Source organism: Sphingopyxis sp. GW247-27LB, assembly GCF_002277025.1.
GTDB lineage: Bacteria > Pseudomonadota > Alphaproteobacteria > Sphingomonadales > Sphingomonadaceae > Sphingopyxis.
The window spans coordinates 561745-577911 of sequence record NZ_NIWD01000009.1 but is presented as its reverse complement, the minus strand read 5'-3'; the positions used below and the strand labels follow the sequence as shown (position 1 = coordinate 577911).

The following is a 16167-nucleotide window of genomic DNA, read 5'->3' as shown; positions in this document are numbered from 1 at the left end:
GCCTTCCGCCTCGTCATTGGTCGAATCCCCGCCAATCGATCACCTCGTCGAGCCCAACGCGCGGCACCGGCCATTGGTTCACCGCCGCGTCCCCATCGGCGTGGCCGATCGCGAGCCCGGTGAACAGGATCTGCTCTTCGCCGAGTCCCAGCGCCTCGCGCACCGTGGCGCCGTACATCGCCCAGCATTCCTGCGGGCAGCTCGCGAGGCCGTGCTCGACGAGCAGCAGCATCACCGATTGCAGCCACATGCCCATGTCGGACCATTGCGGCGGCCCCATGAGGCGCGAGCAATGGAGGAAGAGCATCACCGGCGCGCCGAAGCCGCGGTAATTCTGCATGAACTGGCCGAGGCGCGCCGACTTGTCCTCGCGCGGGATGCCGAGCGAGGCGTAGAGCGCCTCGCCGACGCCGAAGCGCCGGCTTTCCCAGGGATCGGTCAGGCCGCGCGGGTAGATGTCATATTCGGGCTGATAGCCCTCGCGCCCCATCGCGATGCGCGTCGCGACCGCGTCCTTCACCGCCTGCCACGGCGCGCCGGTGACGAGCGTCGCCTGCCACGGCTGCAAATTGCCGCCCGACGGCGCGCGCTGCGCGGCGGCGAAAACCGCCTCGAGCACCGCCGGATCGACCGGCTCGCCGGTGAAGGCGCGCACCGACCGGCGGCGGTGGAGGGATTCGGTAACCGAAAGGGAGAGCGTGTCAGTCGCTGGCATATTTGTCCTCGCGGCGCTTGCCGAACAGCAATTTGCGTTCGAGCCGGGCCTTCAGTTGGCGATAATAGGAAAGCAGGAATACGTCATCCTCTTCGGCGACGGGCCGCCCGATCTTCGCGCGGATCGTATCGGCGACCTCGCGCATCGTGCGCGCATCGCCGGCGCGGATCACGCGTTCGAGCTCCTGCAGCTCGAAAATGCCGTAGACCGCAAGTTCGGCGTCGCTGAAGGTCAGCGCCCCGGCGACGGCCTCGGCGCTCGCGGCGATGTCGCGGTCGAGCCGGACGCGTTCGGCCATCACGACCCAGGTGCCGGCGATCAGGTCGCCCATCCGCATCCGGTCGCGGTTGAACAGCAGGAACAGGCTGAGCGTCAGCGACCAGACGAAACCCGCGAGCATCGTCCACCAGCTTGCCGTGTCCTCGGCGGCGCTGAACCCCATGAAGGTCAGCGGCAGGAATATCTCGAGTTCGCGGATCAGGTTGCGCGCGACCACCGCGTCGGCGGTCAGCCGCCCGCCGTCGCGCGCGACGACGCGGATGCCGACGAGCCTCTTGCCCGGCGTCGCTGCGCGCTGCCCCAGCTCGAAGCCGATGAACCAGAAGGTGCGCAGCAGAAAGGCGCCGAGCATCCAGATGCTGATCGCGATCGACGATTCGGACGCGCCGAGTGCCCAGATCATCAGCAGGGTGAAGCCGACGAGGATGAGCTGGATCAGGCAGACGTCGATGACCAGCGCGCCGAGCCGCAGCCCGGCGCTCGCGATCCGGAGTTCGAGGTCGACGCCCTCTGGGGTCACGAACTGGCGGACCTTGTTCCGGCGCGCGATCTGCGCGCGGGCGTTGGCGGCGGCGGCGGTCATGCGCCGCCCCGGCGCGGCAGATAATAATAGCCGAGCCAGAAGAGCAGCATCAGCGTACCGATCGCATAGCGCAGCAGCGTGTCGGCGATCAGCTGGCGCCCGAAGCCTTCGAGCAATCCGGCGACGAGGAGCATGATGATCACCCCCACCATCACCTTGCCCGCTGTGCGCCCGGCATCGGCGGCCGCCTGGAGCCGCGCGCGCGCGCCGGGAAAGACCACCGCGGCCCCGATCCGCAGCCCCGCGGCGCCCGATAGCGCGGCGGCGAACAGCTCGGTCGTGCCGTGGATGAACAGCCAGCCGCCAAACTCGACACCGAGCCCCTTGGAGGTGAACACCGCGAGCATCGCACCGAGGCTGATGCCCTGATAATATTCGAGCATCATCGTCGGCACGCCGAAGGCGAACCCCAATGCGAAGGACATGATCGACACCTGGCTGTTGTGGGTGAACAAATAGGTCGCGAACATGTGCAGCGCGCCCTCCTGTTCGCCCGCCGCCTTGCCGTGGCCGATCGTCCCGCGCAGGAATTCCGCGGTCGCGCGCGGGTCGCGTCCACCCGCCAGTTCTTCGGGAACGAAGTTATAATACCATTCGGGATTATGGCTGACGAGGCTCCAGCTCGTCAGCGTGCCGAGCAGCAGGATCAGCGCGATGACGACCGTTTCCTTCCACACCGACCGCACCGCCGCGGGCCAGTCGTGCAGGAAGAAGCGCTTCATCCGGTCGAGGCGCGACTGGCGCACCCCATAGATCAGGAAATAGCCGCGGATCGATAGCGCCTCGAGATGTTCGAGCAGCGCCTTGTCGAGGCTCGTCGCGCGCGCGATCGACAGCGACGACAGGGTGGCGCGATAGAGGAGGGGGAGCTGCAACAGCTCGTCGCTCGACAGCGCCTTCGCGCCCTTCTTCTCGAGCCGGGTGAGCAGCGCGTCGAAGGCGATCCAGTCGGCCTCGCGCTCGGCGCGAAAGCGGCCGGTCGAAAAGGCCGGCGTCTCGATGGCGATGGGTGGGGCGGAACCGATCATCACAGGCTGCCCCCGCGCTTGATCCCCAGATAGGCCTCGACGACGCTCGCCCCCATCGCGTCGGCCGGCACCTCGATCACGTCGACCCCCAGCCGCTGCAGCCGCGCGATGACGAGCTGGCGGCCCGTCAGCATCGCCGCGGCGACATTCGCGCGGGTGACGTCGGCAGCGCTTTCGGGGCGACGGCGCTCCTCGCCCTCCAGCTCCTCGTCGCGGATCACCACGAACAGCAGCCGGTGGGTCTTCGCCAGTCGCCCGGCGGCGCGGATCATCAGGTCGGCGCTCGTCGCGTCGGTGAATTCGGTGAACAATATGATCAGCGAGCGGCGGTTGAGCGCCGCCGACAGCGTCGTCAGCGCGAGGGTGAAATTGCTCTCGACATGCGCATAGTCGATCCGGCTCGCGGCGCGCTGCAGCGCCGGGAAATCCTGCGTGTGCATATAGGCGGGGGTCAGCGCCTGCGGCTTGGCGGCGAAGGAGAAGAGGCTGATCCGGTCGCCGAGCTTCAATCCCGCATAGGCGAGCAGCAGCGCCGCCGACACCGCGCGGTCGACGCGCGGCATGCCGCCGACGGGCTCGGCCATCGTCCGCCCGCCGTCGATCGCCAGCACGACGCGATTGTCGCGCTCGACCCGATATTCCTTGGCGAGCAGCTTGACGTGGCGCGCCGAGGCGCTCCAGTCGATCGCGCGGCGGTCCATCCCGGGCTGATATTCGGCGAGCGCCTCAAATTCGCTGCCCTCGCCGCGCAGCCGCTGCTGCCTCAGCCCGAACCAGCTGTTGCGCTGGAACAGGCGGCGCCCCTCTTCGGTCACTGCGCGCAGGCTGGGGACGACGGCGATCGAACGGTCGATCGCAAAGCGGCGCTGTTTCCAGACGAGGCCGAGCGGCCCCGCCCAGCGGATCCACAGCGCCGCGATCAGCGCCGGGCCGCGACGGGTGGCGGAAAGCGACAGCGTCTCGGTCAGCCGTCCCGCCGTGCCCGTGTCGCCGGCGGCGCGCATCTCGCCCGCGATGCGGCCGCCCGGCGCGATGCGTTCGTCGACCGCGAGCGCGACTTCGGCGCGGCGCGGCACCGCGGCGGGACCGCTGGCGACGAGCGACAGGTCGAAGGGGTCGCCGACCCCGACCTGGTGCGGAAAGCGCGCGTCGAGCGCGAGCTGGCGCGGGCTGGCGCCCGCGACCGCGTCGAGAAACAGGCAAACGAGAAGAAAGCCGATCCAGCCGGGCGCGACCAGCCACAGCTCGGGCCGGATCAGCCCGAGCGCGAGCGCGACCGGCGCGCCCGCGAGCAGCAGATAGATGGCCCGGCGGGTCGGATAGATCACCGAGGCACCTCTTCATGGTCGAGCAGCGCGGCGACGACCTGTTCGACGCTGCGCCCTTCGATCTCGGCCGCGGCCGACAGGATGACGCGGTGGCGCAGCACGCCCGCGGCGAGGCGCTGGACGTCGTCGGGGATCACATAGTCGCGCCCGTCGAGCGCCGCCGCGGCGCAAGCCGCGCGCGCGAGCAGCGTCGCGGCGCGCGGGCTCGCGCCGCATTCGAGGTCGGCGCTCTCGCGCGTCGCGCGGACGAGACGGACGATATAGTCGACGATCTCGTCCGCCAAGCGGACGGTCGCGATCGTGTCGATCGCGGCGCCGATCTTCTTCGCATCGGCGACCTGCGCGACGCCGAAATCGGCGACCGCCGGGCTCTTGAAGCGTCCGCCATGGTCGGCGACGATGCGCCGTTCCTCGTCGGCTTCGGGATAATCGACGACCAGCTTGAACAGAAAGCGGTCGAGCTGTGCCTCGGGGAGCGGATAGACGCCCTGCTGCTCGATCGGGTTCTGCGTCGCGAGCACGGTAAAGCGCGGGCTCATGACGTGCGGTTCGCCATTGATCGTCACGCGGCGTTCCTGCATCGCCTCGAGCAGCGCCGCCTGCGTCTTGGGCGGGGTGCGGTTGATCTCGTCGGCGAGCAGCAGTTCGGTGAAGATCGGGCCCTTGGTCAGGGTGAAGCTCGACGTCTGGAAGTTGAACAGGTTCGACCCCAATATGTCGCCGGGCATCAGGTCGGGGGTGAACTGGATACGCCCGAATTCGAGCCCGACCGCGCGCGCGAACGCCTGCGCGAGCAGCGTCTTCGCGGTTCCCGGCGGGCCTTCGAGCAGCACATGACCGCCCGCGAGCAGCGCGATCGTCACCATGCGGGTCAGCGGCGCCTGCCCGAACACCGCCTTGGCGACCTCGCCCTCGATCGCCGCGCCGAGCGCCGCGACGCCTTCGATGCTGTTAGCCGTCACGCAACAAATCCTTCCTGATATCGTGCAGCGCCTGCGCGTCTGCGAGAAACTCGTGGGTATTGCGCGCGAGCGGCAATCGCCGCGCGAGCGCCGAAAACGGCTCGCCATCCGCCGGCAGGTGACGGTCGATCCACGCGTCGGTCTCTCCGGCGTCGAGACCGGCGGGAGCGTGGAGGCGGCGCGCGATCGCGCTGCGCTGGTTCAGCACATAGGGGGCCGCGCCGTCGAGTTCGCGCCCGGCCTGCTTGATCAGGTCGGCGCTGTTGGCGATCAGCGCCGCCTTCGATACCGGGATCGCGCGACCCGGCGTCAACGCCGGGCCGAAGCGCATCCACGCCTGCCACAGCGCGAGCAGCCCCGCGGCGATCAGGCACAGGGTGATGCCGATGAAGGGCGGGACGAAGGCGAAACGGAGCAGCGAGCGCTGGCTGCCGAAGCCGTTCAAGGTCACGTCGAAGGCGAAACCGTCGGCGTCGGCGTCCTCGCCGATCGCATCGAGCAGCATCGCCCCGGCGCGCGCCGTATCGCGCGATGCGAAGGCGAGATTGTCGACGAGGTCGGGGTCGGCGAGGATGTAGAGATCGCGGTCGCGCGTCCGCGCCAGCACCGCGCCGCCGCCCGGTGCCGCGACCAAAGTGTCGAGGTCCGTCCCCGATATGGTCTGGACATCGGCGGGCAGGGGCAGGTCGATCGCACGCCCCGCGACCATTCCCCGTCCGCGCGCGCGCGGCGCCGATTCGCTGCCCACCTCGACCTCGCCGAACCAGTCGGCGGGTAACAGCCGCGTCGGCGCGCGCGCGCGAAATCCGGGGCCCGTCCAGCCCGGCTTTTCGCTCTGGCCCGGAATCCGCAGCATCTGCCATTTCGGTAGCACGATCAGCGTCGGGGCGCCGCCCTGCGCCTCCAGTATCTCCCGCATCGCGCCAGGCCGCGTCTCGTGGGTCGGGGTCAGGATGCCCAGCTGGGTATAATCGTCGTAGCGATAGGGTTCGACCCGCCGTCGCAACTCGACATTGGCACCCGCGCGCTCAAGCAGGTCGACGATCCCGGCATAGCCCGGCGCGCCCTTCGACAGCGCGTGCCCGCCGCCGTCGTTGCCGCTCGACAGCTGCGGGCCCAGCGCGATGAGCGCCCATAGCGCGATGAAGGCGACGATGCCGACCGCGACGACCCCGCCGATCAGCCGCGGATTGAAGCCATGATCGCTCGCCGTCCCCGTCATGCCCGAGCCCAATTCTTCGGAACCGTCAGCTCGGCATAGGCCGACCGGCACGCCGTCCAGGCGTCCGAATCGATCGAACGGCCGCCGAACAGGCTGATCTCGACCGCGCGCGCGATGCGGCTGAAGGCGCCGCGCGCGACCGCGGGCAGATCCTGCACCTCGGCGAGATCGCGCGAAGTCATCGCCGGCCGGACAAGCCCCGGCCGCCGGCCCTCGATATCCTCGACGCTGCGATAGAGCAGCAGGTGCACCGCCTCGCCGAAGCGCCCCGCCGCGGCGAGCGCGTCGGCCTCGGCGAGCAGCGCGCGCGCCGCGCCGGCCTCGGCATGACCCAGCGCATCGTCCTCCGCCTCGGGCGGCCGCCTGCGCATCAACGGCAGATTGTCGACCCAGCGCGCGAAGGCGGGGACGAAGCGATAGAGCAGGAACAGCGCGAGCAGGATCGCCGCGATCCACAGCGTCGGCTTCAGCGCCGGCGCGCTCCACTGGAAGAAGTCGCCGATCGCCTCGAACAGCGCCTTGACCCACGCCGGGGTTTCGGTGGGCGGCGGCGGAACGGGAAAGCGCGTCTGGATATCGCCGGACGCAATGGTCTGGCTATAGGCGGGCTCGACGAGTTCGGGATCGATCAGCCACCCCTGGCTCGGTGGGGCGGCCTCGGCCGACGCCTGGGCGATCCACAGCGACATCATGTTGAAATTATAGCCCCGCCCCGCTTCGTCATCGCGACAAGTGGTAGCGCGAGGCGGCGCGGCAAGGCAAGAGATGCTTGCGCGCGGACTTGCCCCGTTCTAGCGCGCGCACGATTCCGGATGGTTGCGAATGTAACCTTCCGGCCCGGCGGATGGAGGATGATGGTGGACGCGGCACAGGCGGTACATGAAAAATTCCTCGCTGCGCTGGCTGACGGCGTGCTGCCCCGGCGCGCCGGCGCGCCCGACCCCGCAGCCGTCGGCCTGCCGCGCGCCGAGGCCACCGACATCTTTCTATCGCAGCTCACCAGCCGCCAGATGGACCGGCTGTCGCGCCATCTGCAGGCGCGCGGCGAGGGCTTCTACACGATCGGATCGTCGGGGCACGAGGGCAATGCCGCGGTCGCGGCGGCACTGCGCGTCACCGACATGGCGTTTCTCCATTACCGCTCGAACGCCTTCCAGCTTCACCGCGCGCGGCAGTTACCCGGCGGGACGCCGACGTGGGACATGCTGCTGAGCTTCGCGGCGTCGAGCGAAGACCCGATCTCGGGCGGACGGCACAAGGTGATCGGGTCGAAGTCGCTGGCGATCCCGCCGCAGACCTCGACGATCGCCTCGCACCTGCCCAAGGCGGTCGGTGCCGCTTTCTCGATCGGCATCGCGCGGCGGCAAGGATTGACGGACTGCCCGCTGCCTGCCGACGCGGTCGTGCTGGCGAGCTTCGGCGACGCGTCGGCGAACCATTCGACCGCGCAGGGGGCATTCAACACCGCGGGCTGGTCGGCGTTCCAGGGCTCGCCGATGCCGCTGATCTTCCTCTGCGAAGATAATGGCATCGGCATTTCGACGCGCACCCCGACTGGCTGGATCGAGGCGCAGTTCGAGCGCCGAGCCGGACTGCACTATATCCGGTGCGACGGCACCGACCTCGTTTCGGCCTATGCCGGGGCGAAGGAGGCGGCCGATCATGCGCGGCGCACCCGCAAGCCCGTGTTCCTCCACATGGCCACCGTCCGCCTCTATGGCCATGCCGGCTCCGACGTGCAGGGCGCCTATCTGCCGAAAGCGCTGATCGAGGCCGACGAGGCGCGCGATCCGCTGCTGGCCGGCGCGGCGCTGATGGCCGAACAGGGCTGGATGACCCCGGCCGAAATCGCCGACGCCTATGAGGAGATCGGCACCACGCTCGCACGGCAAGCCGAGGCGGCGATAAAGCGGCCGAAGATCACGACACCCGCGGGCGTGATGGCGAGCCTGATCCCGCCGAAGCGCGACCTCGTGCGCGCGAACAGCCCCTCGGCCGAGGACCGCGCCGCGATGTTCGGCAGCGATGCCGGCCAGATGGACAAGCCGATGCACATGGCGCGGCTCCTCTCCTGGGCGCTTGCCGACCTGATGCTCGCGCACAGGGAAATCGCCGTCATGGGCGAGGATGTCGGGCCGAAGGGCGGGGTCTACAACGTCACCGCGAAGCTCCACCAGCGTTTCGGCTCGGCGCGCGTCGTCAACACCCTGCTCGACGAACAGGCGATTTTGGGGCTCGCGATCGGCATGGCGCATAACGGCTTCCTTCCGATGCCCGAGATCCAGTTCCTCGCCTATGTCCACAATGCCGAAGACCAGATCCGCGGCGAGGCGGCGACGCTCAGCTTCTTTTCGAACGGCCAATATACCAACCCGATGGTCATCCGCATCGCGGGGCTCGGCTATCAGAAGGGTTTCGGCGGCCATTTCCACAATGACAACAGCCTCGCGGTGTTCCGCGACATTCCGGGCGTCATCCTCGCGGTGCCGTCGAACGGGCGCGACGCGGTCCATATGCTCCGCGAATGCGTGCGGCTGGCGCGCGAGGAGCAGCGGGTGGTTGTCTTCGTCGAGCCGATTGCGCTCTACATGACGCGCGACCTGCACGCGGAAGGCGATGGCCTGTGGACCAGCGTCTATGAGGCGCCGGGCGACGGCGCGCCGATCCGGCTCGGTGACGTCGGCGTCCATGGCGACGGCACCGATCTCGCGATCGTCACCTATGGCAATGGTTACTATCTCTCGCGCCAGGCCGAAAAGCTGCTCGCGGAGGAGGGCGTCGAGGCGCGGGTGATCGACCTGCGCTGGCTCGGCCCGGTCGATGCGGACAAGCTCATCGCCGCGGTCGGCAACGCAAAGCGCGTCCTGATCGTCGACGAATGCCGCATCACTGGCTCGCAGAGCGAGGCGCTGATGGCAACCTTCGTCGAACGCACGCCCGGCAAGAAAGTCGCCCGCATCGCCGCCGACGACAGCTTCATCCCGCTGGGGAGGGCTGCGACGCTGACCTTGCCGAGCCGCGACGGCATCGTGGCTGCCGCGAAGGAGCTTCTCGCATGAGCGCCCGCAAGTCCGCCCTCGTCGTCGCGCCCGGACGCGGCACCTATGGCAAGGGCGAACTCGGCAGCATCGCGCGGCTGCACGGGCGCCGCTTCGGCGAACTGATCGCGAATTTCGACGCGCAACGCCGCGACCGGGGCCAACCGACCGTCACCGAACTCGACGGCGCCGAGCGTTTCAGCGTCGCGACGCACATGCGCGGCGATGTCGCCGCGCCGCTGATCTACACCGCGACGATCCTCGATTTCCTCAGCATCGATCGTGACGCTTTCGATGTGGTCGCGGTCGCGGGCAATTCGATGGGTTGGTACAGCGCGCTTGCGTGCGGCGGCGCGGTGTCTGTCGAGGACGGGTTCCGCATCAGCAATGCGATGGGACTCAACAGCCAGACGCACGGCCCCGGCGGGCAGATCCTTCTGCAAGTCGTGGGCGACGACTGGCGCCCCGTTCCCGGGCTGCGCGACAAGCTGTTCGATCTCGTTGGCGATATCGCCTTGCGCCCCGGCCATGCGATCGCGCTGTCGATCGACCTGGCCGGCATGCTCGTGTTCGCAGGCAATGAGGAAGGGCTCGCCGCACTTCTCTCCGATGCGCCGCCGACCCCCGGACGCGAGCCCCTGCGCCTCGCCGGCCACGGTCCCTTTCACACGCCGCTGATGTTCGGCAGTTCGGACAAGGCGAAGGCGGAGCTGCCGTCCTCGCTGTTCGGCCGACCCGCGATCCCGATGATCGATGGCCGCGGCCATGTCTGGCGGCGTTTCGCAAGCGACCCGGCCGATGTCTGGGACTATAGCTTCGGCCACCAGATCCTCGCGCCCTATGACTTCGCGCTCTCGGTGCAGGTTGCGGTCAAGGAATATGCTCCCGACGTCCTGGTCCTGCCCGGCCCCGGCGACACCCTCGGCGGCGCGATCGCGCAGGCGCTGATCGGCATCGGCTGGCAAGGGCTGGCGAGCAAGGCCGACTTCGCAGCGCGGCAGGCGTCCGACCCGATCCTCTTGTCGATGGCGCGCCCCGAACAACGCGCGCTCGTGGTATCGGAATAGAGGGGTGAAATAGGGCCGGCAGGGTTGGAACATGCCCTGCCGGCCCGGGATGCGCGGCCAGGTGGGGTTGCCCGCGCGGGTGAACGGCTGCGCCCCTGGGGACCAACTCAAAGGCGGTGCGCCGTTCCTGTCCCTTATAGGCCGCCCAGCGCCCGGTCGGCCGCGGTAGCCGCCGATCCGCCTCCATATCGGATCGAATCGCCCCCCGCGCCCTTTGCCTGCTCGGCAAGGAAGGCGAGGCGCAACAGTTCGGCGACATTCGCCGCGCCGGCACGCCGCATGATGTTGGCGCGGTGCACCTCGACCGTGCGCGGGCTGAGGTCGAGCCGGCGCGCGATCGCCTTGTTGCCGCATCCCGCGGCGATCGCCGCCAATATGTCGCGCTCGCGCGGGGTCAGCGCCGCGATGCGGCTCTCGGCCTCGGCGGTCACCGCGAACGCACGCCGCCGTTCGTGCCAGTCCCCGAGCGCCGCCTCGATCATCCGCTTGACGCGCCCTGGGTCGAGCGGCGCGGGCAACAGGTCATGCGCGCCGCCGCGCAGCACCGCGCGCGCTTCGGCGACGTCGAGCCGCTCGGCGGCGACGAAAGCGAGGACGCCTTCGCTCGCGGCGGCGCGCGCCAGCAGATCGGCCCCGCCGACATCGCCCGGCTGGCGCCAGTGAAAGAGCAGGATCGCCGCGTCGGCGTCCGCGCCCGCCTCGACATAATCGGCGGCGCTCGCGAAGCTGCGGACGACCCGCGCCGTTCCGGTGGCCAGCGCCCGAAAACAGGCGCCGCGTTCGATGGGGTCCGGCAGGACCAGGTGGATTTCGCCCCGGCTGTTCACCCAGCCATCCTGCGCGGCGTGCGCGCCCTGGCCCAGCCGGACTTGCTCGGCCCCGGCGCCGATATGGAGGCGATGGATGGCTATGTCGCGTCGTGGAAGATGACGCCGAGCGTGTGGCGCTCGCCGCGCCTCACCTCGCTGACCCCGTGGCGTAGCCGGACGCGATAGGGTCCGCGCGTGCCGTCGCGCGGCGCTTCGTTGACCGCGAAGATCACCGCGTCGCCCTGCGCCAGCGGCACGACGTGCGGGCGCGACTGCATCCGCGGGCGCTGTTCGGTGATCACGAACGCGCCACCGTCGAAATCGCCCCCCGGCTCCGACAGCAGGACCGCGAGCTGGAGGGGGAAATGGACCGCGCCGTACAGGTCCTGATGCAGGCAATTATAGTCGCCGGCGCGGTAGCGCAGGATCAACGGCGTCGGCCGCGGCTGGCTTTCGGCGTGGCAATGATCGAGAAATTCCGCGAGCGTGGCGGGGTAACGCTCTTCGCGCCCCAGCTTCGCCGCCCAGCGGTTCGCGATCGCGGCGAGTGGCGGATAAAAATGCGCGCGGATCGCCGCGACGCGGGCGGGCAACGGATAGCGGTGATAGCGATACTCGCCGCGCCCGAAACCGTGCCGCTGCATCGTCACGGTGCTGCGATAGAGGGTTTCATCGTTATAGGCAGCGCTCAGCGCGGCGCAGTCCGTGACCGGCAGCAGCCTGGGCACGACATGCCACCCCTGCGCATCGAGGTCGGCGTCGAGGCGGTCGGAATCGAGGGAGGGCAGGGGCGGGGAATCGGGCATGTGGGGCGACCTTTGCGGATGGACAAAGGACGCGCCCTAGAACGCGATGCCTCAACCGGCGCTCCGAATCTTGCGATCGAAGCGATGGGAGTCGCGATGCGGGAGAAAGTGGTGGTGACACCTAGGGGAATCGAACCACGTCGGGCCGGCTGTTGTCGATCCGCCCAACAAGGGCGCACGGGTTCGCCGAAAAATCGCTGCGTGGTGACCCCTACGGGAATCGAACCCGTGTTTCAGCCGTGAGAGGGCCGCGTCCTGACCGCTAGACGAAGGGGCCGCATGGCCGGTCGACGATGGTGACCCCTACGGGACTCGAACCCGTGTTTTCGCCGTGAAAGGGCGACGTCCTAGACCGCTAGACGAAGGGGCCGTCGATCGGTGAAGCGGCGCCTTAGACGGGCGCGTTCCTGCGGTCAAGCGCGGGCGCGGGGCGGCCGCGCAAAAATATAGCGCGCCGCCGCGTCAATCCGCCCAGGCCGCATCCTCGAGGTGGAGCTCGGCTGCCGGGCGGCTGCCCCAATCGTCGCGCTTGGCGCGGCCCGCGAGCCAGAGCTTGCGGCCGCCCCGCGCGTGGAGCAGCGCCTGGCCGAGTTCGGTTTCGGCGCTGCGGAAGGCGATCGCCTTGAAGCGCGCGCCATCGTCGCCCGACACGATCAACCGCACATGGTCGGTGCCGACCACCCCCGATTCGACGATCCGCACCGGCCCCGTCGCGACGCGCGGCGCGGGCCAGCCGGCGCCATAGGGACCCGCGCTCTCGATCGCGTCGCACCACAGGGGATTGATCCCCTTCGGCGCGAGCACCGCGTCGATCAGCAGCGACTTGTCGCCGCTCGCGCGCTCGACATCGGCGGCGAGACGATCGTTCAGGAAGGCGCCGAGCGCGTCGACCTGGCCGGCGGCGACGGTCAGCCCCGCCGCCATCGCATGACCGCCGCCCGCGACGAGCAGCCCCGTCTCCTTCGCGGCGAGGATCGCGGCACCGAGGTCGACGCCCGAGATCGAGCGGCCCGAACCCTTGCCCACGCCTTCCTCGTCGAGCGCGATGACGATCGCCGGGCGGTGGAGCTTCTCTTTCAGCCGCCCGGCGACGATGCCGATCACGCCGGGGTGCCAGCCCGCGCCCGCGACGATCGCGACCGGCGCGTTGGCGCACGCGGCGCTCGCCGCGATCGCCTCATCGAGCACCCCCGCCTCGATCGCGCGCCGCTCCTCGTTGAGCCGGTTCAGTTCCTGCGCGATGTCGGCCGCCTCCTGCGGGTCCGCGGTGGTGAGCAGTCGTACGCCGAGGTCGGACTTGCCGACGCGCCCGCCCGCGTTGATCCGCGGGCCGAGCGCGAAGCCCATGTCGCTCGCGCTCGGCGGCCGCGTCAGCCGCGCCGCGTCCATCAGTGCCGCGAGGCCGATATTGCCGCGCCGCGCCATCACCTTCAGCCCCTGCGTCACCAGCGCGCGGTTGAAACCGGTCAGCCGCGCGACGTCGGCGACGGTGCCGAGCGCGACGAGGTCGAGCAGCTCGATCAGCGCCGGCTCGGCGCGTTGACCGAAAAAGCCGCGCGCGCGCAGCGTGCGGAGCAGCGCCGCGCCGAGCAGGAATGCGACCCCCACCGCGGCGAGATTGCCGTGGATCGCGGCATCCGCCGCCTCGTCGAGCCGGTTGGGGTTCACCACCGCGAACGCCTCCGGCAGCGTGGTCGCGCACTGGTGATGATCGACGACGATCACCTCGACCCCGGCCGCCTTGGCTTCCGAAATCGCGTCGAACGCCTGCGCGCCGCAATCGACGGTGACCACCAGCTTCGATCCCGCCTCGCCGATCCGGACCAGCGCCGCGCCCGAGGGACCATAGCCCTCCATCAGCCGGTCGGGGATATAGGCGCCGACCGGCACGTCGAGCGCGCGGAGCAGCCGCACGAGCAGCGCCGCCGAGGTCGCGCCGTCGACGTCGTAGTCGCCGAAGATCGTCACCGCCTCGCGGGCCTCGACCGCGTCGGCCAGCCGCGCCGCGGCGGCCTCCATGTCCCGGAACAGCGCGGGGTCGGGCATGAAGCCGCGCAAGGTCGGCAAGCGCTGGCGCTCGATATCGTCGCGCGCCACCCCGCGCGCGAGCAGCAATTGGGTGACGAGGTCGTCGGGGGCAAGGCTGTCGCCCCCCATGTCGGCGCTCGCGCGGCGCCAGTGCCACGGCTGGCCGAGGATCGAACGGTCGATGCCCAAGGCCAGGCTGCTCGCCGCGCCGCTCATGCGCGGCTCCGCGCGGCAAGGATGCGCGTGCGCAGCGCTTGCGCCGTTGCGAGGGGGATCGCCGGAATCTCGTGACTGCCGAGCGCGCTGCCGCCGGGCACGCCGAAGACGAGCGTCGCGAGGCCGAGCGGGCGGAGGATGAAATCGGACTTGAGGTCGACGCTCTGCACCGAGGCGTGCGGGAGCAATGTGGTCTTGGGCTTGAGCCAGCCGCGGCGGATCGCGACCATGTCGGGCAGGTCGGTCCAGCTATGGAACCGCGCGCTGAAGAGGGTGACCGCCGCGATCAGCGCGCCGGCGGCGATGCCGATCCCGCCGAGCGGCTGGCCGAGCAGCATGGCGATCGTCCCCCCCGCCGCGGCGCACAACGCCCCGAAGAGGCCCCCGGCCGCGATGACGCGGTGGCTGTGCTCCCAGGGCTGGGCGGCGTCGGGGCGCCGGATCGCGATTTCGCCCAGCACCGGATCGATCTCCGACAGATGGCCGAAGGGAACGACCTGATGGTCCTTCTCCTTTTCGCCGTCGCGCGCGAGGCTTTGCAGGCGCAGTTCGTGCCAGTCGAAACGCTTCCGCAGCCAGCCGGTGACGAGGATCGCCGCCTGCACGCGCCGCACCGGCAGCGCGACGTCGGTGCGCGTGGTCAGCCCGCGAGTGCGGCGGAGCGCGCGCGGCTCGCGGGTCAGGCGGAATCCCCAGTTCGCGAGAACCATCATCAGCACCCCGCTCGCGAAGCCGATGAAGAGCAAGGAGAGCAACGCGCCGACCCCCGCGACCCAGCGGTGCGCGACGATCCATTGTTCGAGGCCGTAGCGCTCGGCAAGATCGAACCAGTCGACGGGATTGAAGATGTTGAAATCGAAGGGAAGCAGATTGTCGAAGAGCTGCATGCCCGCGCCGACCACGGCGAGCGCGGCGAGCGAGAAGTTGAACAGTCCGGCGATCAGCAGCCGGCGCGGCGACATCGCGAAGAGCAGTCGGTCTTCGGTCGCCGGCGACGCGGTCGCCTCGTCCGCGTCTTCGCCGCTCGTGGGCGTCGCGGCCGCGGGAACCGTGTCGCCGCGATGCGCGCGGATCGTCGTGCGCAGCGCCTGCGCGGCGTCGAGACCGATCGCGTCGAGCCGCGCCTCGTCTTTCTTGTCGCCACCCGCGCCGGTCTCGAACCCGACCTTGGCGATACCGAGCGCGCGCGCGATCAGCCCCTGTTCGATGCTGACGTCCTGGATGCGGTCGAAGGGGATGGTGCGGTGCTGGCGCGCGAAGACGCCGCTCTCGATCACGATCTCGTCGGAACCGACCAAAAAACGAAAGCGCAGCCAGGCGAACCAGGCGACGACAAGCGAGATCAGCAGGAAAGCCCCGAGCGCCGGGAGGACGTAAATCCACTTTCCCGCGATGCCGATCGCCGCGAGCGCGGGGAGGAAATTGACCGTGCGCGGCCCCAGCTTGACGATCGCGAGCGCCAGCGTCGCGGGGTGCAGCCGCTGCCACTCGGGCTCGGCGGCGGCTTCGGCGGGGAGGGCGGCGGCGCCGTCGGTCATGCGAAGTCGGTCTGGATGTGGCGGCGGATCGTCTCGCGCATCGCGGCGGCGAGGTCGGCGCGGAGGCCGGGCAGCGTCACCGTGCTGTTGTGCGTGCCCGAGGTGTGGACGACGAGATGCGACAGGCCGAACCAGCGCTCGACAGGCCCCTGGCCGACGTCGATGTGCTGCACGCGCACGAAGGGAACGATCGTGTCGGTGCGGAACAGCCAGCCGCGCGCGACGCGAAGCTGTCCCTCGCCGATCTTGAACCCCCAGCGCTGCGCGCGGCGCGCCGGAAAGGTGACGACCGCGATCACCCCGAGCAGCCAGGCGAGCACGCTCAGCAGACCGTAGGGCCCGCCGACCTCGCGCACGACCATGACGTCGAGCACCGTCGCGCCGATCGCGATCGGCAGCATGTTGAACAAGGTCGTGATGCGCAGCACATGGCTGAAGGCGGGATCGACCGAATCGAGCCCCTCGGCGGCGTTGAGCGCATGGGCGTCGAAGGGATCGACGGGGTGAACGGCGACGGTCTCGGTCATCCCCCTTCGATAGTCCGACGG

The 16167-nt window shown here is 69.8% G+C and carries 14 protein-coding genes and 2 tRNA genes; 2 read left to right on the top strand and 14 right to left on the bottom strand.

Translation table 11 applies throughout. The annotated features are described in order from the left end of the window. Nucleotides 1-13 precede the first annotated feature (13 nt). Genes CD928_RS15240 through CD928_RS15210 form a run of 7 tightly spaced genes read right to left on the bottom strand, consistent with a single transcriptional unit; the run spans nucleotide 14 to nucleotide 6809 of the window. Nucleotides 14-715 (bottom strand): nitroreductase, encoded by a 702-nt coding sequence (locus CD928_RS15240; RefSeq protein ID WP_095387918.1) that lies wholly within the window; start codon nucleotides 713-715, stop codon nucleotides 14-16. Beyond that, the gene (locus CD928_RS15235; RefSeq protein ID WP_095387917.1) at nucleotides 702-1577 is read right to left on the bottom strand and encodes an RDD family protein; all 876 of its coding nucleotides are present in this window, start codon (nucleotides 1575-1577) and stop codon (nucleotides 702-704) included. The genes CD928_RS15240 and CD928_RS15235 overlap by 14 nt, the downstream gene beginning before the upstream one ends. Continuing rightward, nucleotides 1574-2605: a stage II sporulation protein M gene (locus CD928_RS15230; RefSeq protein ID WP_095387916.1), complete on the bottom strand. Its 1032-nt coding sequence runs from the start codon at nucleotides 2603-2605 to the stop codon at nucleotides 1574-1576. Before CD928_RS15230 ends, CD928_RS15235 begins: the two co-directional genes overlap by 4 nt. After that, nucleotides 2605-3933: a DUF58 domain-containing protein gene (locus tag CD928_RS15225; RefSeq protein WP_095387915.1), complete on the bottom strand. Its 1329-nt coding sequence runs from the start codon at nucleotides 3931-3933 to the stop codon at nucleotides 2605-2607. The genes CD928_RS15230 and CD928_RS15225 overlap by 1 nt, the downstream gene beginning before the upstream one ends. Then, nucleotides 3930-4895, bottom strand: coding sequence for a MoxR family ATPase (locus CD928_RS15220; RefSeq protein WP_095387914.1), 966 nt, complete (start codon nucleotides 4893-4895; stop codon nucleotides 3930-3932). Before CD928_RS15220 ends, CD928_RS15225 begins: the two co-directional genes overlap by 4 nt. After that, nucleotides 4885-6117 carry a hypothetical protein gene (locus CD928_RS15215; protein WP_095387913.1) on the bottom strand — a complete coding sequence of 411 codons (1233 nt, stop codon included), beginning with the start codon at nucleotides 6115-6117 and terminating at the stop codon, nucleotides 4885-4887. The genes CD928_RS15220 and CD928_RS15215 overlap by 11 nt, the downstream gene beginning before the upstream one ends. Then, nucleotides 6114-6809, bottom strand: a complete 696-nt coding sequence (locus CD928_RS15210) for a DUF4129 domain-containing protein (protein ID WP_095387912.1) — start codon at nucleotides 6807-6809, stop codon at nucleotides 6114-6116. Before CD928_RS15210 ends, CD928_RS15215 begins: the two co-directional genes overlap by 4 nt. Nucleotides 6810-6971: 162 nt before the next feature. Here CD928_RS15210 and CD928_RS15205 point away from each other — a divergent pair, with 162 nt between their 5' ends. After that, nucleotides 6972-9176, top strand: coding sequence for an alpha-ketoacid dehydrogenase subunit alpha/beta (locus CD928_RS15205; RefSeq protein WP_255247187.1), 2205 nt, complete (start codon nucleotides 6972-6974; stop codon nucleotides 9174-9176). Then, nucleotides 9173-10222: an ACP S-malonyltransferase gene (locus tag CD928_RS15200; RefSeq protein ID WP_095387911.1), complete on the top strand. Its 1050-nt coding sequence runs from the start codon at nucleotides 9173-9175 to the stop codon at nucleotides 10220-10222. Before CD928_RS15205 ends, CD928_RS15200 begins: the two co-directional genes overlap by 4 nt. A gap of 134 nt (nucleotides 10223-10356) precedes the next feature. Here the strand turns inward: CD928_RS15200 and CD928_RS15195 are convergent, their stop codons facing one another. From CD928_RS15195 to CD928_RS15165, 7 genes are all read right to left on the bottom strand, one after another. Next, a complete protein-coding gene (locus CD928_RS15195) occupies nucleotides 10357-11049 on the bottom strand; it encodes a response regulator transcription factor (protein WP_255247186.1) in 693 nt (230 codons plus the stop codon). Nucleotides 11050-11129: 80 nt separating this feature from the next. Next, nucleotides 11130-11837: a 2OG-Fe(II) oxygenase gene (locus tag CD928_RS15190; RefSeq protein WP_095387910.1), complete on the bottom strand. Its 708-nt coding sequence runs from the start codon at nucleotides 11835-11837 to the stop codon at nucleotides 11130-11132. A 202-nt stretch (nucleotides 11838-12039) separates the two neighbouring features. Further along, nucleotides 12040-12114 (bottom strand) — tRNA-Glu (locus CD928_RS15185). A 17-nt stretch (nucleotides 12115-12131) separates the two neighbouring features. Continuing rightward, nucleotides 12132-12207 (bottom strand) — tRNA-Glu (locus CD928_RS15180). 92 nt (nucleotides 12208-12299) lie between these two features. Further along, nucleotides 12300-14081, bottom strand: coding sequence for a single-stranded-DNA-specific exonuclease RecJ (recJ, locus tag CD928_RS15175; RefSeq protein WP_095387909.1), 1782 nt, complete (start codon nucleotides 14079-14081; stop codon nucleotides 12300-12302). After that, nucleotides 14078-15619 (bottom strand): PH domain-containing protein, encoded by a 1542-nt coding sequence (locus CD928_RS15170; RefSeq protein WP_095387908.1) that lies wholly within the window; start codon nucleotides 15617-15619, stop codon nucleotides 14078-14080. Before CD928_RS15170 ends, recJ begins: the two co-directional genes overlap by 4 nt. Continuing rightward, complete coding sequence (locus CD928_RS15165; protein WP_095387907.1) at nucleotides 15616-16146, bottom strand: PH domain-containing protein; 531 nt, start codon at nucleotides 16144-16146, stop codon at nucleotides 15616-15618. The genes CD928_RS15170 and CD928_RS15165 overlap by 4 nt, the downstream gene beginning before the upstream one ends. Between the last annotated feature and the right edge of the window lie 21 nt (nucleotides 16147-16167).